Genomic DNA, 20,049 nt, shown 5'->3' on the forward strand with positions numbered 1-20,049 from the left:
ATCCCCTAATTAAAAATCCAGGGAGCAAGATGCTCCCACTCCAGTTAGATCAAAGAATTGGAGGAGTGTGGGTATGTTGCCCGCTTCTTGAATCCAATTAATCGGATTTGATATCATTACTCATTACTCAAAAAAGGGCGATCGCCACGATCGCCCTTTTTCAGTGCAAAAACTCCCACTAGGGGAGTCTTGAGTTAAGTGTACTCAAGGCATATGAGTTGAGGGCCTTAAACCTCGTAGGGTTCTTTACCACTAAATTTGAGGGTCGCTGGCTCAGGGTTGCTGCCGATATTGCGGTCAATTTTACCGACAAATTCCCGACCTTCGTTCACTTTTTCAGGGAACACGCCATCTGCGGGGTGGAGATACTCGACTTCACCATTGGGATAAACCCGGTAAATTTTATAGTCATTGATCTTAAATTTGGGCCGCAGTTGGCGATAGGCTAGGGCCAAGCATTGTTCCTTGCGAGCCAAATACAGAAGGTTGTCGCCTTCTTGCATAGTGGCTGCACCACCAGTGGGCATCTCAAAGACTTGAGCTTTGGGGGATGTCCAAGTGATGGCGTACTTTTCTTCTACGGATGCTTTGGTGAGTAGTCCACCAGTGCTGCCGCCAAATAAGGGCGCTTGTCCGGTCAGTGTCTCACTCATGGTTAAAGCTCTCTCCTCTAAACCAAGATTTTTATGGCATCCTATCACTGAGATGGGGGTGGACTAGAGATTTTGTTAGGAACTGTTACAGTTGTTCATAATTGGTGGTCAGGAAGCCTACTTTTGCCGCCCAACGGTGGGCGACGGGCGACGGGAGCGGGAAGGGCGATCGCTTCTGGATGAACCTTGAGAAAAGTCTTTGTCTACGATGGGCAAGGTGAAGCGGAATTGAGAGCCTTGGTCTTTCCCTCCAGACTCGGCCCAAATCTGCCCCCCCCAGTTGGCGACAATTTGACGGCAAATGGCTAAACCGAGACCTGTCCCCCCGGTACTGCGACGCAGGGCACCTTCTTCTTGATAAAAGCGATCGAAGACAGTTTCGAGACGGTTGGGTTCAATTCCGCGACCACTATCTTCAACCGTCACTAAAACCATGGTGCGGTTATTTGCGGCGCGTTTTTGGGGGGGGACAAGATCCTGAAATTGCCTTTGGGTACTCAAGATGGCTCCGATAGTGACTTGTCCTTGGGAGGGGGTGAATTTACAAGCGTTATCGATGAGTTTGGATAAAACTTCGACCAACCATTCTCCATCGACATGAACGAGGGGCAGGTTGGTGGCCAGATGGGTAATAATTTGGGGTAAGTCTTGGTTGGGTTGATGGCTTCGGATGCTGCTGATGGCTAAGTCGATACATTCTTGTAAGGGTAGGGGTTCGGGATTCCAGTCTACGGAGCCGCTTTCGAGGCGAGACAGGGTGAGGAAGTCTTGGATCAGCTCTCGCAGCCGTTCGGCATCGTCTAGGGCGGTATTGAGCATCACCTGGCGCAAATCCTGGGGCATGTCGGGTTCGGTGGCTAAACTTTCCAGACAGACTTGGATGGTGGATAGGGGAGTGCGAAGTTCGTGACCGGTGATGGCGATTAGGTTACGGGTGGTGAGATCTAGGGCTTCGAGTTGTTGGTTGAGGTCTTCGAGGTTAGCGTAGGCTTGAGCTTGGATCAGGGCGACTCCAATTTGGGAGGCGATCGCCTGTACCATTTCCAATTGACTGGCTGCCCAGGTATAAGCACTGTCTCCACAGTGGTGAATTTCAATCATTCCCAGCAGTTCCTCTTTGTAGAGTACGGGAACCATTAACCAGGAGTGCATTTTGGCCGGGGTGAGTTGATCTCGAAGGGTGGGGTGATTGAGGGTATCCCGATTTAAGTTGCTCAGGTAAGCCCGGTGATGTTGCTCAACCACCTGGGAGAACAGGGGATGCTCGGTTAGGGGCCAACTTTTCCCTTTCAAAGATGAGAGTTTTTGGGAGTTAATGTACTCATATTCGATGGTGACCTGCTTTTGGGTCGCTTTACAGGGGTAAATGAGGCAGCGACAGCTCTCCATGGCTTGGCCGAGTTCTTTGGCAGCGATCTGAAAAATTTCTTCCGGGTCTAGGGAACGGCGGATGGCATCGGTGATGGAGTTAACGAGGCGTTCTTTTTTTTCTTGGTTGGCGATCGCCGTATAAGCCTTCACCAGTTTATATTGACCCGCTTGTAAATAGGTCACTAGACGCTCCGCAAATGGGGCCGGATCGAGATGAGTTATTTGACAAGCTGGAGCTTGGGTGATAAGAGTTTGGGCTTGTTCAATCTTTGTGGCTAATTCCGGACGATAGTCTACAATTCGAGAGAGCAGGGCATGGGCCGCCTCTTCACACACCTGGCGATCGAACGTCCAAATCCCCTCAAAGCGCCGCCCTTGATCCATCGTCATCAACGGCAATTCCGGCAACCCCATTCCCAATGGATCGCGTTCGCGACAAATTAAACAAGTGGCATACTGCTGACCAATAATCACCAAATGCCACTCATGCTTAAGTTCATCCTGGAGATCAAAAGCAACGGTTTCATACTCCTGGGAAGCACTCTTAAACTCCGTTTCTGGAGCCGCCAGAATATAAACCTGGTCAGTTTTTTGGGCAATGCGGCGATAGCGATGAGACTCTTGGCGATAAAACCGCTCTCGCTGGAAATTGGCAATCACTAAGGGGCGATCGCCCCCAGCCAATACCTGGTCTTCCATGGCATGGGAAAGGGCAGTCAAAGACGGCTTAAAATAGATTTGCGATCGCAGTTGGGGTAACCTTTGTAAAAGGTCAGCCAACACGGAAGTGTAATTACTCATTAACGCTGCTTCGCCCAGTCAGGACAACTCCACTCTTAACTTAAGTTTAGTTTGTTTAAGTTTTCATTCTATCGAGTTCTCGGGCCGTTTGATGCGGTTTATAGTCCAGGCAATCGATCGCCCGTTCCGAATTGGCATACTGAGGATGTACCGTACATTTTAACCGATGGTCATTAGTAAAAAATTGACAATGGGCACAGGGAATCTGATGCATTTGCTTGGCCTGAGCCAGACCCTCTCCCATCGCTCGACCTAATGTCCAGGCCACAACCGCAATCAAGACCCAAGCACTGATAAAGCAAATGGGCACCAGGAAAGGCTCTATCACTTGCATCAAATCAAATAAGAGATCGATAATCGTGAGCATAAAGGTATCCTTAATTCTGAAAAACAAGCAAGTTATGATTCTTATATAGCAGGATCTGACTTAACACAAGAACCTTCTTGATTGAAACCCCCTCACCTCCCCTAACCCTTAAATTACAAATTGTAAACAATCCTCCCACAGCGACTCAAACCTAAAACACCTATGAGATGATTAACTCTACAGAGCCAACAATCAACTACGAAACAGTAAAGAACTATTTATGAGCCTCAGACTTGGTGATACCGTTCCCAATTTTACCCAAGCCTCTTCCGAAGGTGAAATTGACTTCTATAGCTGGGCAGGAGATAGCTGGGTCGTCCTGTTTTCTCACCCCGCAGACTATACTCCCGTTTGTACCACAGAACTGGGCATGGTCGCCAAACTCAAACCAGAATTTGACAAACGCAATGTTAAAGTCATTGCCCTCAGCGTTGATGGTGTAGAATCCCACAAAGGATGGATTGGAGACATTAACGAGACCCAAAAAACAACCGTCAATTATCCCATTTTGGCCGATGAGGATAAAAAAGTCTCAAATCTCTATGACATGATTCATCCAGAATCCTTGAACAACTTAACCGTTCGTACCGTTTTTATCATCGATCCCAACAAAAAACTGCGCCTCAATCTTACCTATCCAGCCAGCACCGGACGCAACTTTGATGAAATTCTGCGAGTCATTGACTCCTTACAATTAACCGATTATCATCAAGTTGCCACTCCAGTTAATTGGAAAGATGGAGATGATTGCGTCATTGTCCCCTCTCTCAAAGATCCACAAGTCTTGAAAGAGAAGTTTCCCAAAGGATATGAAGAAATTAAACCCTATTTACGCATGACTCCCCAGCCCAATAAATAGGTTATAGCACTTCATTCTAGGGTGGGGAAGTGGGGACACGGGGACACGGAGACGCGGGGAAGTGGGGACGCGGAGACACGGGGACACGGGGACACGGGGACGCGGGGACGCGGGGACGCGGGGAAATTACTTCTTGCCTATTCCCTATTCCCTATTCCCTATTCCCTATTCCCTATTCCCTATTCCCTATTCCCTATTCCCTATTCCCTATTCCCTATTCCCTATTCCCTAAAGATAAAGTTCGGTAAGTAAACGGATGGATATCAAAGCAGGATTTATAGCCACAGTCGGCAACACGCCCCTGATTCGATTAAACAGCTTTTGCGAAGAAACCGGGTGTGAGATTCTCGGTAAAGCAGAATTCCTCAATCCAGGGGGTTCCGTCAAAGACCGAGCCGCCCTGTATATTATCGAAGATGCCGAAAAACAAGGACTCCTCAAACCCGGTGGTACAGTCGTAGAAGGAACGGCGGGTAACACAGGCATCGGTTTAGCCCATATTTGTAATGCTAAAGGCTATCGTTGCAAAATCATTATTCCCGAAACCCAATCCCAGGAAAAAATAGAGGCCCTGCGTACCCTAGGCGCAGAGGTACAAACCGTTCCAGCCGTTCCCTATCGAGACCCCAATAATTACGTGAAATTATCTGGCCGAGTCGCCGATGAACTCGATAACGCCATTTGGGCCAATCAATTTGATAATTTAGCCAATCGTCAAGCCCATTATGAAACCACAGGGCCAGAACTTTGGCAACAAACCGACGGTAAAATTGATGGTTGGGTGGCAGCTACAGGAACCGGGGGAACCTATGCCGGAGTTGCGATGTATTTGAAGGAGAAAAACCCCAATATTCGCGTAGTTGTCGCTGACCCCATGGGGAGTGGTTTATATTCCTATGTGAAAACCGGAGAAATTAAACCAGAAGGCAATTCAGTCACCGAAGGAATTGGCAATTCTCGGATTACCAAAAATATGGAAGGCGTGCCCATCGATGATGCCATTCAAGTGGACGATCCTGAATGTATCCGAGTCATTTATCAGTTATTGCGCCGGGATGGTTTATTTATGGGCGGTTCCGTTGGTATTAATGTGGGAGCTGCGGTAACTTTAGCCAAACAAATGGGGCCGGGACATACCATTGTCACGGTGTTATGTGATGGGGGCGCTCGCTATCAGTCCAAGCTTTATAATCGAGAGTGGTTAGCCTCGAAGAATTTGCTACCCTCTCCCTAAATCCCTCTCCCACGGGAGAGGGCATGTCCTGTTGCACAACTTATTTAGACTAGCTATAGTCACGACTAAAGTCCTTGCCAACTATTCGGGTTGCCAGGGGAGCCAGTCTTCATCTAGGTAGGCTAAGGCTATCTTGGAGAATCAACTCAATTTCTGAACAGAAATTGTTAACGGTATCATTCAACCAAAGTTGGTAGTCTGGGTCGTATAATAACGTGGGTTGAGGTTTAACTTGAGGTTCCATAACTCATTGCCTCTATCGGTTTCTTGATTGTATCGGCAAAAATAGCGATCGCTGTTATTCCTCTTCTATCATGTTCTCAAAAAGGCTGGTGAAAGATGAGTGAAACCCAAGCAACTAAACAGGTGCGGGTGTGCCAATACCAAAGCTGTCGTAAGTTAGGAGCAGATCGGGTATTGGAAGCATTTGAACTGCATCCGGTTGATGGGGTAGAGGTTATAGCCGTTCACTGTTTGGGGCAATGTGGCAATGGGCCGATGGTCTTGGTCTTACCAGAAGAAGTTTGGTATTGTCGGGTTTCTCCCCAGGAAGTGCCTGCGGTAGTCGAGCGGCATTTGATTGGGGGAAACCCGGTTAAAGGGATGTTATATCGGAAGTTTCATCCGTCTAACGGTTAAAGAGGCTAGGATTGATTGGGTAGACGAACTTTGGTCACTAAGCCGACTCGATGCAAGAGGCTAATGACTCCCCAACTGGGATCGATTTCCCACCATTTTAAGCCGCAACGAGCAGAAGAGGGAAAGGCATGATGGTTATTGTGCCAACCTTGTCCGTAGGTCAAGGGGACTAACCACCAAACATTGGTGGATTTATCATCGGTGTCATAGGTACGATAGCCGAAGGTGTGAGCGACACTGTTGACACCCCAGGCACCATGCCAAAGGAGAACGACGCGGACGACGCTTCCCCACATCACCCAAGGCAAGCCTCCGAGGGCAAAGAGGATGGCGGCTAAACCGAAGTGCAAAACCAGGAGATAGCGATCGCAGAATAGATAAAACGGATCGTCTTTGATATCTTTGGTCACTTTAGCAATTTTCTCATCTAACTCAGGTTTATGATAGAGAATCCAGATAAAATGACTCCACCAGAATCCTTTGTTAATATTGTGATAATCGCCTTCTTGATCGGAATGGGCATGATGAATCCGATGGGTTCCAGCCCAATCAATGGGGCTAGATAAACCGCTAAAAGTTCCACAAAACACAAAAAAATATTCAACCCATTTGGGACAAGTAAAGCTACGGTGACTGGCTAAACGATGCCAGCCAATTTCCACTCCCGATCCGGTGATAATGTGCAAAACCAGAAAAACGCCCACAGCCGACCAACTAAAAAATGGGGGGAAAAAGGCTAAAACGGCTCCGATATGCATGGCAATCATCACCCCTATGATAATCCAGTTTAATTGGGGAGAGGCTTCGGTTTCAGGAATCGTCGTTTTAGAAGTGATTTCTTTAATCATCAAAGGTTACCTGAGATAAATTGGTTTAGCTTTTGATTACCCCTTTTGGGTAAAGGGTTGATAGCATTTGTCCTCATCGTATAAGTGACAAACGCTGGTAATTTTCCAGAGAGAAGAGAGAGAAAATTCATTGGTGGTCATGTATTCTCCCCAATTTTCTTCTAGACTGGCATTGGCCCGACGCAGATTGTACCAGGGGATAGCCGTGGAGATGTGATGGGGAACATGAACGTTAATATCATGGGCCATCCATTCAAACCATCTGGGATATTGACAATGGGCCGTTCCCATGAGTTGGGCTTCGGCTTCGTTCCATTGAGATTGGGGTTTAAAGGGAATATCGGGTTTGGTGTGATGTAAGAGGGTGATGGTACTCATCCAGAAATGGAAGACGAGCCAAGGCATTAACCAATAGTTGACTAATCCCCACCAGCCGGTGGTGGCAATGAGTAAGGGAAATCCGATCGCCATTTGAGCGAGGACAAAGAGAACGGAAAACCGAACTTGTCCCCGTTGTTTGCCTGCAAATGTCCACCATTGGAAGTGGAGTTTTGCCCAATGAACGGCGGAGGCTAACCACCAAAATTTACCCCGCAGGGCACGATAGGCCCATTTTTCGATGGGATGGAAACTGTTGTATTCTTCGCGGGAATAGGCTTTCCAAGCGTTATCAATTTCTAGGCAGTTGGTGTATTTATGGTGGATGTCATGTTGAATCCGCCAACTATGGAAGGGATAGATGCAGGGAATAAGAACGAGATGGCCGACGAGGTTGTTGATCCATATGCGATTGGAGAAAGAGCGGTGTCCGCAGTCGTGAGCGAGGACGAATAGGCCGGTGAAGGCGCTACCGGTAAAGAGCCAGAGTAGGGGAAGTAAGTACCAAGGGGCGTGAGCTGTGCCCCACCATCCTAAACCGACGAGGATCAGATTCGTGATTACTCCCGTCCAGGCTTTCAGGGGATGTTTGATAAATACTTCCTTGGGAAGGGTATTGAGAATATCTCTGAGGCGGATATTGGGATCGAGTCCGATCTTCTTGTCTGCTTGCAGCAGTTCAGACGGGTGCGCGATCGCTGTTTTCATGCGAAATTTTCCTGTTGTATGGTTTATAGATTTGAGGTGGAGACGATCCACCCCAGTTGAAGTGAGGCCCAAAAGGGGATGACTAGGATTCGGAGAAGGTGCGATACCCCTTTTCTTCGTCATACAAGTGGCAAACATCGGTAATTTGCCACAAAAGACGGAAAGAAAAGCGATTTCTGGTGATATATTCTCCCCAATTTTCTTCAATGCTGGCGTGTGCTTTACGCAGGTTATACCAGGGAATGGCAGTGGTTAAATGATGGGGAACATGAACGTTAATATCATGGCAAATCCACTCAAACCACCAAGGATATTTACAATCCGTGCTACCGACGAGCTGGGCGGTGACTTCATGCCATTTTCCGTCGGGTTCAAATCTGAGATCGGGCAAAGTGTGGTGCAGGAGAGTAACGGTACTGAGCCAAAAGTGGAAGACCAACCAAGGCATACACCAGAGGGAAAACCAGCCCCACCATCCTGTGGTAGCAATGAGCAGGGGGAAGCCAATTGCCATTTCTGCCATGACGAATAGGGCAGAAAATTTGAATTGTTCCCGTTCTTTTCCTGGCTTGATTGTCCACCATTGAAAGTGGAGTTGAAACCAATGGACAATGGAGCCTAACCACCAGAATTTTCCATGGAGGGAGCGATAGACTGTTTTTTCAAATTTATTGAGGGCTTCATACTGCTCCACGTAGAAGGGATTCCAGGTATTATCGCGGTCAATATGATTCGTATTTTTATGATGAATGTTATGTTGAATTCTCCAGGGATGGAAGGGATAAATGCAGGGAGTGAGGGCAATATGACCGACCAGATTATTGACCCATTTCTTGTTCGCAAAGGAACGATGGCCACAGTCATGGGCAATTACAAATAAGCCAAAAAATCCGGTTCCTGTAAAGAGCCAGAGGAGGGGAAGTAAGGTCCAGGGGGCGATCGCGATTCCCCACCATCCTAAACTGACGAGAACGACATTGGAGAGAAAGCCAAACCAAGCCTTAAATCGGCTTTTGATAAAAACGTCTTTGGGTAAGGTTTTTAAGACATCTTTTAAGCGCAAATTTCGATCGAGTTGGGGTCTTCCCGTTGATATAAGCTCCGCCGAGGGATTGGCGATCGCTGTTTCCATGCTAAATCTTCCTCAGTCAACAATTGCATCATTATACCCCTTACTTACGCAATTTTCATGAATTTTAGAAAAGCTAATTTTGAGGATCGATCGAGCAATTCTAAATCCATAAAAAGGGCATATTTTCAACCGTATAAATACTTATTTTTTCTGCCAACAACCTTTATTTTTCTTTCAAAGGAGGACGGGGGGTATGGGCCTTAGCAGGTGTGCCCCAACAAATGTAGGCTTCTGGTAAAGAGCGAAACACACTACTACGGGCCCCAACCACGGTATTTGAGCCAATTTCGACCCCTGGAGAGACAAAACAATCGGTCGCAATCCATACCCCATTGCCCATCTTAATCGGGGCAGTTACGAGGCAAAAACAGGGGTCTTTCACATCATGGGAACCCGTACAAAGATAGGTTTTCTGGGAGATCACACAATGTTGGCCAATTTCAATCTCATCTAAGCTATAGAACACCACATCATCGCCAATCCAACTGTAATCGCCAATGGTTATTTTCCAGGGATAGGTAAATCGGGCCGTAGGTCGGATGACCACCCCTGGGCCAATTTTGGCCCCAAACCAGCGTAACAGAACGATCCGAATACCATGCCAATTATGTAGAGTTAAGGGGAAAGTAACCCCTTGCACAAACCACCAAAGAATAATCATCCAACTGGGACGACCGCGATCGAAATTGGACTGGTCATACTGGCGTAAATCCACCCAGGAAGGAGAATCTAGGCGATAAGATTGGGAGGGTTCAGGACTTGATGGGGGTGTTGACATGGCTAGGGGAAGATTGAGATCCAGAAGATTGAGCTTTGGTGGGATTAATATGCCCTCCAAATTGGCGCAGTTCAAATAGTTTTACGCCAATATTGTATTCATATTGACTCAGGAGCCGGGCATAAATATATCCAGCGCGGCCATCTAAAAATCCCAGTTGGAGAATATAGTGTAAGATAAATCGAATAGTGGGTTTAAAGGGTAGGCGCACCCAGATTTTTTTCAGCCACCGTTTGCGCTGGACTGCATCGCCAAATAAATTTGCACCAATGGTATTGCCTTCGTCCATGCCTTCAATCAGGTTGTAATAGACTCTAGCTTCCCAATTAGAATAGCGGTTATGGCGAGCGAGCCAAGCATAAATATCCCGGAAGTCTTCATGGAGCATATCTTCTTTGAGGTATCCCACATTGCCGTCGAGGATCACATGCTCATGCACTTCATTATCACCGGCATTTCTGACATCTTCCACATTGAGGTTTTCGTAGCGTCCTTTTTGATGTTTGAACAGGCGTAAGTTCCAATCGGGATAGCGTCCCCCATGGCGAATCCAAGATCCGAGAAAAATAACTCGGCGATTGAGATAATAGCCATTCATGTTAGGGTCTTGAATTGCTTTTTTGATTTCTTCCCATAGTGGAGGAGTGATGCGTTCATCACAATCGACAATCAAGATCCATTCATTACGAAAGGGGAGATTGTCTAGAGACCAGTTTTTCTTTTTTGGCCACGATCCATTAAACTTAAATTGGATGACGTTTGTTCCTAAACTTTCGGCAATTTCTGCGGTGCGATCGCCACTTTGGGAATCGACAACAAAGATCTCATCCGCCGGTTGCAAACTCTCCAAGCAAGCAGCTATGTTATCTTCTTCATCTTTTGCTGGAATAATAATTGATACTGGGACTTTAGGTGCTTCAGAGGTCATAAGGGCACAGGAGGTACAAGGGCAACGTTTAGGATATCAGATCGATCTCAAAGTTTCGATTGGGGGATCTGCATTTTTCTTTTTTAGTTATAACAGTTATGGTCTGACGGCCAAGATCAATGGAGTGGAGATAGATTTACTTTGATGGAGATTTTGTAGACCATAATCCTTCGATCGCCGTAGTTAGATAGCCGATTTGACCATAGGCATAGACTAGGTTATCAAACCTCTGGGCCGGATCGCGGATGTATTTCACGGATTTATAGAGTCCCCGAATGATGCGTTCTCCTCCCCGCGAAAATTGATGAATTCCTCCCCGGTTGGAGAGTTGTTCCCGATAGCATTCGCTCACCCCTTGCCACCACCCTCGACGCAGAAACCAAGATCGGTTAACTCGTTCGGGAGCGACGTTATGGGCAACTAAGGCTTCGGGGAGATAGCTGACTTGCCATCCCGATTGTAGGGCCAATTCGGTCATTACCAGTTCTTCATTGGAGAGCAATTTTTTCCCGACTCGCCCTAAATTGGGGTCAAAGCCACCAATGTCTGCGAGGAAACTGCGGCGGATGGAGTAGTTTAAGCCTCTGGGGGTGTGGTTGGGTTGGGTGATGAAGAGGGGTTTATCGCCTAAATCATAGGCTCCGAGATTACCGGCTAAACCTTCTGAGAGCCACGGGGGAGGGGTAATATCGGGGGGCCAAATGAGGGTGACTTTACCGCCAGCGATCGCCAGTTTATCGTTCTCTGCGTAGGCTTTAGCCAGGACGGTTAACCAGGAGGGTGTGGCGATCGCATCATCATCTAAATAGGCTAAAATTTCTCCACTGGCGGTTTTTGCACCGGTATTGCGAGCCACGGATAAACCGGTGACGGGTTCGTAAACCGACTTCAAGCGGGGATGGGGTTGTAAGGAGTGTATGACTTCTTGGGTGCGATCGCTTGAGGCATTATCAACCACAATCACCTCAAAGTCGGGATGATCTTGACTGAGCAAGCTTTCTATGGCTGCACCCAGATATCGCTCTCGGTTATGGGTACAGATAATGGCTGAGATTTGGACGCTCATGGGGGAATAGGGGAATGGGGACGCGGGGACACGGGGACGCGGGGACAGGGAGATAGATAGAGATAGGTTTAGGGCTTTCTTTGGTTATTTCTTTGATTAATAGGGTGGGTAGATTGAATTGTCCATTTTTCGGGTTGTGAAGCCATTTTTACTAACTGACCTAATATTTCTTCCAAATGATCATCGTCACCTCCATTGCATTTTGCCATACTCTCAATTCCTTAAAAGAACGAATATCTGCCATAATCAACAGGTGTCATATCTTTTTTTACTCAATTCTCTCATTTTAATTCAATCCCCGTGTCTTCACCCCCCTGTCTCCGCGTCCCCGCGTCCCCGCGTCTCCGCGTCCCCGTGTCATACTCACTAGGGTTTAAGTTGGCGATGTAAACCGTTTAAGGATTGGGCTAACTGGGATAGACGCTCTTCTAGGATATGCTTTTGGCTCAGAAATTGCCGCAATTGTTGATAGCGATGAATGGCTAAACTAATCGATGGGATTTCTTCTGCTGCACACGAACGACTCCAAACCTCTCCATTTTCCTTCAGTCCACAGAGTCGGTAGGAAGTGCGAGAGCCTGGGTTGGGGGTAGATTCGAGCCATCCCTCGATAATTGGCCCTTGATGATAGAGTGCTGTAATTTGATGATGGATCTGGTTTAACTGATCTTGCCATTGGCGGGCGATCGCCTCAATATCATGAAGTAAGTCAATGGCCAGATCCGGATAATATTGATTTTGATGGCGGCTTAAGCGCGTGGGTTTAGTTTTGGGAAAATGGGGCAGTTGAGTAGACGGATGCACCTGGGTTGCCCCTAATCGCTTCTGATTTGGGGGTTCAAGAATATCAGGATTGGGTAAATTGTCCATGACGACCTTGAGTTTTCTTTTTTCTTTGTTTCAAGAAATCTTTTTGTAGCTTATCGTTGCTCTCTGGAGGGACAAGGCGCTGGGGGAGCTTGTCTCTCTAGTGTGTCGGTTTAGGGGGATTCCAAATTTTTCAGCCGCTTTTGCAACTCTTTCAAAGACTGATATAAATCCGGTAGACGCTTATAGATGGCAGATGCTTTCAGATAGATGGGATGATTGACCGCCGGGTTTCCCGAAATAACGGAGCCAGAGGGTATGGTTCCATGTACTCCGGCTTTAGCGGAGGCGATCGCATTATCGCCAATCACGGTATTGTTGGCAATTCCCACTTGTCCGGCTAGAAGCACATTGTTACCCACTTTTGTACCACCTGCCATCCCGGCTTGACCGGCGATCGCACAATTGGAGCCGATTTTGGAACCATGGCCAATCTGCACTAAGTTATCAATTTTCGTCTGGCTACCGATGCGGGTTTCACCCACGGCTGGACGGTCAATGGCACTATTACAACCCACTTCTACTCCCTCTTCTAATACGGCTCTCCCAGATTGTTGCATCTTGAACCAGCCTTTAGGGGTAGGAACAAAGCCAAAACCTTCTGATCCAATGACTGCACCACTATGAATGACACAATCTTTACCCAGTTGAGTGCGTTCGTGGAGGGTACAGTTGGCATGGAGAACAGTGCGATCGCCTATTTCCACTTGGGGATAAATGACTACATTGGCATGAATACAGACCCCATCGCCAATTTTGACCCCGGAGGCGATCGCCACATGGGGGCCAATATACACCCCTTCTCCTAACTCTACATCCTCGGCAATGACGGCTGTGGGGTGAAGCTGCGGTTGGGGATGAAAGGGTTGATAAAAGAGGTCAATAACTTGGGCAAATAACAGACGCGGTTCCCTAGTGGCGATCCAGGCAATCCCTCGCTCTGTGGCAGTTTCAGTTAACTCCGTGGGCAAGATGAGGGCGATCGCCTCCGTGGTGTTAATCTGATTAGCAAACTTCCCACCCTCAATGAAACTCAGACTCTGGGGTGTGGCTTCATCTACCGGTGCAACTCCCCCGATCTCTGGATCGAGACCGGGTAGGGAGTTTTCTGCGGCCACCTTACCCAATTTTTCAATAATTTCACTGAGTTTCATAGACTTAAACACCAAGTTTTGAGGGTATCTGTGCAAAGTTTACAGCAGTTGTTGGCGATCGCGATAGAACCCTAAGACTCATTACTTGTTACTCATTGAATATTACTGGAGTGGGAGCATCTTGCTCCCTACTCCCTAGATTTTTAATTCCCTTCGAGTTCTTCCGGCATTTTGGGAATGCCCGCCGTCAGCACTTCACACCCAGTTTCGGTGACTAAAACATCATCTTCGATGCGGACTCCGATACCGCGCCATTGGGGGGGGACTTCCGGTTGCTCTTCTGCGGGTTCAACCAAGGGGGCAATATACATGCCTGGTTCCACGGTTAACACTTGACCCGGTTGTAGCACTTGCGACTCTTCTTCATTTTGTTTATAGGCTCCTACATCATGGACATCGAGACCGAGCCAGTGGCTCGTCCGATGCATGTAATAGGGCTTATATTTATTTTCTTTGATCAGTTCTTCCGGTTCTCCGACTAAAAAGCCTAATTCGATCATGCCTTCGACTAGCACTTGAACGGCGGTATCATGAACAGCGCTAAAGGGGTTACCGGGTTTGATTTGGGCGATCGCCTGTCGTTGGGCTTCCAGGACAATTTCATAAATCACCCGTTGTTCCATACAATACTTACCACCGACCGGATAAGTACGGGTAATATCGCCATTGTAATAGCCGTAGGAACACCCGGCATCAATCAGTAACAAATCTCCTGCTTCTAGGGCGCGGCAGTTTTCGATGTAATGCAAAATACAGGCATTCGGGCCAGAAGCCACAATGGACGGATAGGCCGGGCCAACTCCTCCGCGACGACGAAAGAGACGCTCCATTTCCGCTTGAATTTCATACTCGTAAATGCCCGGTTTGGCCATATCCCAAGCTAAATGATGAGCTTCTACAGAAATGGCGATCGCCTTACGCATCAGCTCCAATTCCGCCTCACTCTTGACCAAGCGTAGGGGATGTAATAGGGTCATCGGGTCTTCTAGAGCCGTGGGGCCAAAGCCTTTTTTCGGGTATTGCCTCAGTAACGACTGCCACTGCTGCAACATGGTCTGATTAAACTTTTCATCAATACCAAAATGATAGTAGAGGCGATCGGCTTTGACTAAATACTGGGGTAATTTTTCCTCCAACTCCCCAATAGGATAGGCTTCATCCGCACCATAAACCGCCTTCGCATCCTCGACTCCGACGCGGTAACCGCTCCAAACTTCCTTCTCCCACTCCTTCGGTTGCACAAACAAAATAAACCGGTGTTCCTCATGGTGAGGCGCTAAAACCGCTACCGCTTCCGGTTCATTAAACCCAGTCAGATAGAAAAAATCGCTCTCTTGGCGAAAGGGATGCTCCACATCCCGGTGCATCACCGCTAGGGGAGCGCTGCGAAAAATGGCTGTACTTTTTGCCATTTTCGCCATGACTTTTTCCCGGCGCTGGCGATATTCGTCTTGCAGGTGTACGGAAACGGCCTCGGAGAGGGATGAAACCACGCGAATTGAACCTCCTGGGATAATTTGCTTAAATATCTTTTCAATTTATTACATCTTATAGCGCTTTCTGCTTTAGTTTTAGCTGCGATCTCAAGAATATTGCCAGATTTGGCGTTATCGCTCGATAGACTTAGAATAGGGAATTCATTAAAGCGGTTAATCCCCAGAGCAGAAACAGGCCAAAACTGGTAATGCCGATGACGATCAGGGCTAAAATGATAATCATGACAATGATAAATCCGCGATCGGCTGCTTCCCTGGATTTAGGCGCTTGTAAATGTTCTTCAAGTAATTGCATATTCATCGCGTTGGCTTTCCAGGTGAGATCAAAAATATCACCTAAAACGGGGACAATTCCGGTCAAAGTATCGATGAGGATATTCATCACCATGCGTCCTAGAGTTTCTTTGGGTAATCTAAACCGGGTTGCCTCTAGAACAATATAAGCCGATAAAATAGCGCTCACCATATCTCCACCCCCAGGAATTAAACCAATAATGGGATCGAGTCCCACACGGTAATTTAAACCAGGAATCGGCAGAGCGTTATCCAGGAGTTGACTTAAACGCCGCAGACGTTGAATCCGATAAAGTTTGCTTCCCTGTTCTCTGTCTGGTTCCCGATTCCTATCTTCCATGATGAATCAATAATGAATTTTTACTTTAATCTAAAGAAGGTAAACGTTCTGGCCCCCAGATTTGATTGCCTTCTTTAATGGGGTCGCGCAGAGCATCACAGTTGCGCGGTTTTTGGTCAATTTTACGCTGGTTTTGACAGGATTCAAAAAAGATTTGGGCAACTAAATATTTGGGTAACATTTGCGGCCGAGATAAGGCGCGATTAAAAAAGCCTTGGGCTGCTTGCCATTGTTCGAGTTCTTTGAGAATCTGGGCTTTGAGATAATGGACTTCTGGATGATTGGGGGTCGCAGTTAAGGCTAAATTAACATATTCGAGGGCATTGGGATAGTCGCCTAAATCGCGATAGGCCATGGCAATGCCGCGATAGGCAAGATATTGGGGACGGGCCAGGTTTTCTAAACGGGCGATCGCCTGTTGGGGATCGGCAAAGGGTAAATTTACGGCTAACATCAAGTCCATATATCCCTTAATTAAATTCAACTCTGGATCGTCACCCCGAATCCGTTCGGCTTCCTTAATAAACTTCAGTACCTCCTGTAACTGATTCAAGGCTTGGGGCGCTCCCCTCACCGGCCCATCTTTAGCCAAGGCATAACCCCCTTCCATAAAATGGCCCACTGCGATGTACAGATTACCCCGTAAAGGATTCTCCTCCATTAAAGCCTTAGCGACTTCACGGGTTTGGGTGGCATACTCTCCCAATTGCTCCCAATCTTGGTCAATATAGGCCATAGAAGCAATCATGGCATACACCAAGGGATCGTCGGCTTCGGTCTGTTGGGCCTGTTGTAAATACTGTTGCCCTTGGGGATAATCTCCGCCAATAAAAATCGCCTTAAATGCTGCTTCGGTATGGTCGCCAATGGCCTGGGGATTTTGTTGGCGGAAGGGATCGCCCGCTTGTAGGGAAGGGGTAAAAAAGCTCAGGTGCAGGCAACTGGCGATCGCCAAACCGGAGCAAAATTGAAAGAGGTTAAGCCGGTTTTTCATAGGAGTTTAACGGAACAGCAATCCGTTGTGTTCTAGTCCGATAGTATACTCGATATGATGATGCATCTTTCATGAAAAGTTCCCATTCCCCTATCCCCCATGCTCTATCTGAAAAACTTAACGTATCATCCTCCAGCGATTCCCGATCCGGTTCTCAAAGCCATTAACTTAGAACTGGGGCCCCAAGAATTGGGATTAATTATTGGCCCTAGTGGCTCCGGAAAAAGCACATTGATGGAAATTTTGGCCGGTTTAGTTTACCCGACGGCGGGAGAAATTTGCTGGCGCGAGCAAATTTTGATTGCTGAGGATATGCAACAATTGGCGGGATTGGTGTTTCAGTTTCCCGAACGGCATTTTTGCGGCAGTACAATTCTGGACGAGTTGCGCTTGGGTCATCCAGAGTTAGATTTAGATCGGGTGAAGGAAGCGTTGATGGAGGTGGGGTTAGATCATCTGTCGTTGCAAACGTCTCCCCATGCTTTAAGTGGAGGTCAACAGCGCCGTTTGGCGTTGGCAGTACAGCTTATCCGTCAACCGAATATTTTAATGTTGGATGAACCTACAGCCGGTTTAGATTGGTCGATGCGTCGGCAATTGGTGCAATTATTGGCTAAAATTAAGTCCCATTGGACGTTGATGATTGTCACCCACGATCCCGATGAGTTGGTGAGTTTAGCCGATCGCTGTTGGCATTTAAACCACGGCGAGTTAACGGCGGTCAAGCTCTAGAAGGGCGATCGCGATCGTGATAAGCTGCTGGTGAACAGAGCAAAACCTTTAGGTGTGGTGCGATCGTGGTTTTAGAAATTTCCCAAGCTATTTCTCCCTTACCTGCTTCTGTGGACATTTGGCAAAAGACAATGGGTTGGCAACCCACCCCCAGCCAACTCAACCAATTCCAGCAGCTCTATGGCTTAATTTTGGCGGGAAATCGCCACATGAATCTAACCCGCATTACCGAGCCAACAGAATTTTGGGAAAAGCATTTATGGGACTCTATTCGTCCCCTGGGGTTTGCTCTATCTTCCTCTCAACCGCAAGATTGTCCCCTGAAACCTTGGCCCGCGAATCAACCCTTGCGCGGTCTGGATATTGGCACAGGAGGCGGTTTTCCGGGGCTTCCCGTGGCTTTTGCCTTGAAGCCTCTGTATCCGCAATTACAGTTAACGTTGCTCGATAGTACCCAGAAGAAGGTCTTGTTTTTAGAAGAGGCGATCGCCACCCTCAATTTACCCTACATTCAAGCTCACGTCGGTAGAGCCGAACAGATCCATCATCAACCGGACTATACTCAACACTATGATTTTTGCTTAATCCGAGCCGTCGCCAAAGCCCCAATCTGTTTACAGTATGCTCTTCCCTTTCTCAAACCTGGAGGTTTAGTCATTTTATATCGGGGGCGCTGGAGTCTGGAAGAAGAAAAAATTCTCAAGCAAACCCTACGCAGTTTAGGGGGACGGTTAACCTGGATCGATGCCTTTGTCACTCCCTTAAGTCAAGCCACGCGCCACTGTCTTTATGTGTGTAAGCAATAGAAAGGCAAACCCACCAAGGGAGGAAGGCAACAGGCAACAGGCAACAGGCAATTTCTCCGCGTCTCCGTGTCTCCGTGTCTCCGCGTCTCCGTATCCCCCCATTCCCCATTCCCTCTATGCTGTTCAATTCCTATATTTTTATTTTCCTGTTTTTACCCCTGACTTTAACCGTCTGGATCGGTTTAAATCGGTTTAAGCTGATTAAAGCCAGTCGGGTATGGTTAACCGTTACCTCTTTTGTGTTTTATGGTTATTGGAATATTTCCTATTTGCCTCTGTTGCTACTTTCCGTAGGGTTTAATTATCAGATGGGAAAGGCGATAAAACAGAGCGAACCTCAAAGCAAATCCGCTAAAACCTTGCTCTGGATAGGCATCAGCATTAACTTACTGCTGATTGGATATTATAAATATGCCCATTTTTTGGTCAACTCTATCAACGGAATTCTGCATACTCACCTGCCAATTCCTGACATTATTCTACCCTTAGCCATATCCTTTTATACGTTTACCCAGATTGCCTATCTGGTGGATGCTTACCGAGGAGAAACCCAAGCTCTAAACTACGATCCCTTAACCTATGGCTTATTTGTGGTCTTTTTTCCCCAACTCATTGCCGGCCCCATTTTACGACACAATCAACTCATTCCCCAGTTTCGCGCCCTCAAAACCTACATTTTCTGCCACGAAAACTTCACCAAAGGGTGTGTCTTATTTAGCCTAGGCTTGTGTAAAAAAGTCTTAATTGCCGATCGCCTCTCCCCCTGGGTGGCTCCTGTCTTCGATCGTGCTAGTGAAGTCACCTTTCTAGAAGCCTGGATCGGCGTATTGAGTTATACCTATCAACTCTACTTCGACTTCTCTGGCTACTCCGATATGGCGATCGCATTAGGACTCATGTTTAACATCCATCTCCCCATCAACTTCAACTCCCCCTACAAAGCAACCTCCATCCGCGACTTTTGGCAACGTTGGCATATTACCCTATCCCATTTCTTGCGAGACTACCTTTACATTCCCCTAGGAGGCGATCGCAAAGGCCAAATTCGCCACTATACTCATTTAATCATCACCATGTTACTCGGTGGACTCTGGCATGGTGCAGGTTGGAACTATGTCATCTGGGGAGGACTCCATGGTTTCTATCTATGTATTAATCATCTCTGGCGTAAACTCAACCTCGTCTTACCTCAATTTCTCTCCTGGACGATCGCATTTCTCTGTGTCATTCTTGCCTGGGTTTTATTTAGAGCCAAAACCCTCGCTGATAGCTTCACCCTTTTACAAACCATGAGCGGTATTAACGGCATCATTTTACCCAGTAACTCCCTAGAGAACATCCCCATTTTAACTCAATGGGGAATCACATTTCAATCCTGGTACTCCTTTAACTATTTACCCGAATTTTGGCAAAGTCAAAGCTTACCCTTCTTCATTCTCTTATGCCTAACCTTAGCCGTCAAATATTGCCCCAATACCCAAGAACTTATGGCTAAATTTCAACCCAATGCTTACTGGGCAACCGGCGTAGGACTTTTAACCGCAACCGCCCTATTATCACTCAATCAAGTGTCCGAGTTTCTCTATTTCCAATTTTAGCATAGG

General features: G+C 47.2%; 22 protein-coding genes. 6 read left to right on the forward strand and 16 right to left on the reverse strand.

The window, feature by feature from the left end; translation table 11 throughout:
- Positions 1-227: 227 nt before the first annotated feature.
- The 3 genes from psaD to PJF56_RS13915 form a co-directional block, all read right to left on the reverse strand.
- Positions 228-653 carry a photosystem I reaction center subunit II PsaD gene (gene psaD, locus PJF56_RS13905; RefSeq protein WP_283763283.1) on the reverse strand — a complete coding sequence of 142 codons (426 nt, stop codon included), beginning with the start codon at positions 651-653 and terminating at the stop codon, positions 228-230.
- Positions 654-770: 117 nt separating this feature from the next.
- Entirely contained in the window at positions 771-2,825 is a 2,055-nt protein-coding gene (locus PJF56_RS13910) for a DICT sensory domain-containing protein (RefSeq protein WP_283763284.1), read from the reverse strand.
- A 55-nt stretch (positions 2,826-2,880) separates the two neighbouring features.
- A complete protein-coding gene (locus PJF56_RS13915; RefSeq protein ID WP_283763285.1) occupies positions 2,881-3,192 on the reverse strand; it encodes a hypothetical protein in 312 nt (103 codons plus the stop codon).
- 220 nt (positions 3,193-3,412) lie between these two features.
- Between PJF56_RS13915 and PJF56_RS13920 the strand changes: the two genes are divergently transcribed.
- Entirely contained in the window at positions 3,413-4,051 is a 639-nt protein-coding gene (locus PJF56_RS13920) for a peroxiredoxin (protein WP_283763286.1), read from the forward strand.
- 256 nt (positions 4,052-4,307) lie between these two features.
- Positions 4,308-5,285, forward strand: a complete 978-nt coding sequence (locus PJF56_RS13925; RefSeq protein WP_283763287.1) for a cysteine synthase A — start codon at positions 4,308-4,310, stop codon at positions 5,283-5,285.
- Between the two features lie 109 nt (positions 5,286-5,394).
- Here the strand turns inward: PJF56_RS13925 and PJF56_RS13930 are convergent, their stop codons facing one another.
- Positions 5,395-5,529 (reverse strand): hypothetical protein, encoded by a 135-nt coding sequence (locus PJF56_RS13930; RefSeq protein ID WP_283763288.1) that lies wholly within the window; start codon positions 5,527-5,529, stop codon positions 5,395-5,397.
- A gap of 95 nt (positions 5,530-5,624) precedes the next feature.
- Here PJF56_RS13930 and PJF56_RS13935 point away from each other — a divergent pair, with 95 nt between their 5' ends.
- The gene (locus PJF56_RS13935; protein ID WP_283763289.1) at positions 5,625-5,924 is read left to right on the forward strand and encodes a (2Fe-2S) ferredoxin domain-containing protein; all 300 of its coding nucleotides are present in this window, start codon (positions 5,625-5,627) and stop codon (positions 5,922-5,924) included.
- Positions 5,925-5,929: 5 nt separating this feature from the next.
- On the opposite strand, the gene PJF56_RS13940 is transcribed toward PJF56_RS13935, so the two are convergent.
- From PJF56_RS13940 to PJF56_RS13995, 12 genes are all read right to left on the reverse strand, one after another.
- Positions 5,930-6,772 carry an acyl-CoA desaturase gene (locus tag PJF56_RS13940; protein ID WP_283763290.1) on the reverse strand — a complete coding sequence of 281 codons (843 nt, stop codon included), beginning with the start codon at positions 6,770-6,772 and terminating at the stop codon, positions 5,930-5,932.
- 36 nt (positions 6,773-6,808) lie between these two features.
- Complete coding sequence (locus PJF56_RS13945; protein WP_283763291.1) at positions 6,809-7,858, reverse strand: fatty acid desaturase; 1,050 nt, start codon at positions 7,856-7,858, stop codon at positions 6,809-6,811.
- Positions 7,859-7,940: 82 nt separating this feature from the next.
- A complete protein-coding gene (locus PJF56_RS13950) occupies positions 7,941-8,990 on the reverse strand; it encodes a fatty acid desaturase (protein ID WP_283763292.1) in 1,050 nt (349 codons plus the stop codon).
- A gap of 163 nt (positions 8,991-9,153) precedes the next feature.
- Positions 9,154-9,768, reverse strand: coding sequence for a hormogonium polysaccharide biosynthesis acetyltransferase HpsU (hpsU, locus tag PJF56_RS13955; RefSeq protein WP_283763293.1), 615 nt, complete (start codon positions 9,766-9,768; stop codon positions 9,154-9,156).
- Positions 9,743-10,696 (reverse strand): glycosyltransferase family 2 protein, encoded by a 954-nt coding sequence (locus tag PJF56_RS13960; protein ID WP_283763294.1) that lies wholly within the window; start codon positions 10,694-10,696, stop codon positions 9,743-9,745. The genes hpsU and PJF56_RS13960 overlap by 26 nt, the downstream gene beginning before the upstream one ends.
- A gap of 136 nt (positions 10,697-10,832) precedes the next feature.
- Positions 10,833-11,762, reverse strand: a complete 930-nt coding sequence (locus PJF56_RS13965; protein WP_283763295.1) for a glycosyltransferase family 2 protein — start codon at positions 11,760-11,762, stop codon at positions 10,833-10,835.
- Between the two features lie 68 nt (positions 11,763-11,830).
- Positions 11,831-11,971 carry a hypothetical protein gene (locus PJF56_RS13970; protein WP_283763296.1) on the reverse strand — a complete coding sequence of 47 codons (141 nt, stop codon included), beginning with the start codon at positions 11,969-11,971 and terminating at the stop codon, positions 11,831-11,833.
- 157 nt (positions 11,972-12,128) lie between these two features.
- A complete protein-coding gene (locus PJF56_RS13975; RefSeq protein WP_283763297.1) occupies positions 12,129-12,632 on the reverse strand; it encodes a hypothetical protein in 504 nt (167 codons plus the stop codon).
- 110 nt (positions 12,633-12,742) lie between these two features.
- On the reverse strand, positions 12,743-13,783 hold the full coding sequence (lpxD, locus tag PJF56_RS13980; RefSeq protein ID WP_283763298.1) for a UDP-3-O-(3-hydroxymyristoyl)glucosamine N-acyltransferase: 1,041 nt from the start codon (positions 13,781-13,783) through the stop codon (positions 12,743-12,745).
- A 143-nt stretch (positions 13,784-13,926) separates the two neighbouring features.
- Positions 13,927-15,240 carry an aminopeptidase P N-terminal domain-containing protein gene (locus PJF56_RS13985; protein ID WP_347179548.1) on the reverse strand — a complete coding sequence of 438 codons (1,314 nt, stop codon included), beginning with the start codon at positions 15,238-15,240 and terminating at the stop codon, positions 13,927-13,929.
- A 166-nt stretch (positions 15,241-15,406) separates the two neighbouring features.
- Positions 15,407-15,913 carry a DUF4112 domain-containing protein gene (locus PJF56_RS13990; protein ID WP_283763300.1) on the reverse strand — a complete coding sequence of 169 codons (507 nt, stop codon included), beginning with the start codon at positions 15,911-15,913 and terminating at the stop codon, positions 15,407-15,409.
- Between the two features lie 25 nt (positions 15,914-15,938).
- Entirely contained in the window at positions 15,939-16,907 is a 969-nt protein-coding gene (locus PJF56_RS13995) for a Sll0314/Alr1548 family TPR repeat-containing protein (RefSeq protein WP_283763301.1), read from the reverse strand.
- Positions 16,908-17,006: 99 nt separating this feature from the next.
- On the opposite strand from PJF56_RS13995, the gene PJF56_RS14000 reads away from it, so the two are divergent.
- The 3 genes from PJF56_RS14000 (at position 17,007) to PJF56_RS14010 (ending at position 20,043) form a co-directional block, all read left to right on the forward strand.
- On the forward strand, positions 17,007-17,639 hold the full coding sequence (locus PJF56_RS14000) for an ABC transporter ATP-binding protein (RefSeq protein WP_283763302.1): 633 nt from the start codon (positions 17,007-17,009) through the stop codon (positions 17,637-17,639).
- A gap of 65 nt (positions 17,640-17,704) precedes the next feature.
- On the forward strand, positions 17,705-18,445 hold the full coding sequence (gene rsmG / locus PJF56_RS14005) for a 16S rRNA (guanine(527)-N(7))-methyltransferase RsmG (RefSeq protein WP_283763303.1): 741 nt from the start codon (positions 17,705-17,707) through the stop codon (positions 18,443-18,445).
- 116 nt (positions 18,446-18,561) lie between these two features.
- Entirely contained in the window at positions 18,562-20,043 is a 1,482-nt protein-coding gene (locus tag PJF56_RS14010) for an MBOAT family O-acyltransferase (RefSeq protein ID WP_283763304.1), read from the forward strand.
- Positions 20,044-20,049: the final 6 nt, after the last annotated feature.

The organism is Roseofilum halophilum BLCC-M91, from assembly GCF_030068445.1.
Lineage (GTDB): Bacteria > Cyanobacteriota > Cyanobacteriia > Cyanobacteriales > Desertifilaceae > Roseofilum > Roseofilum halophilum.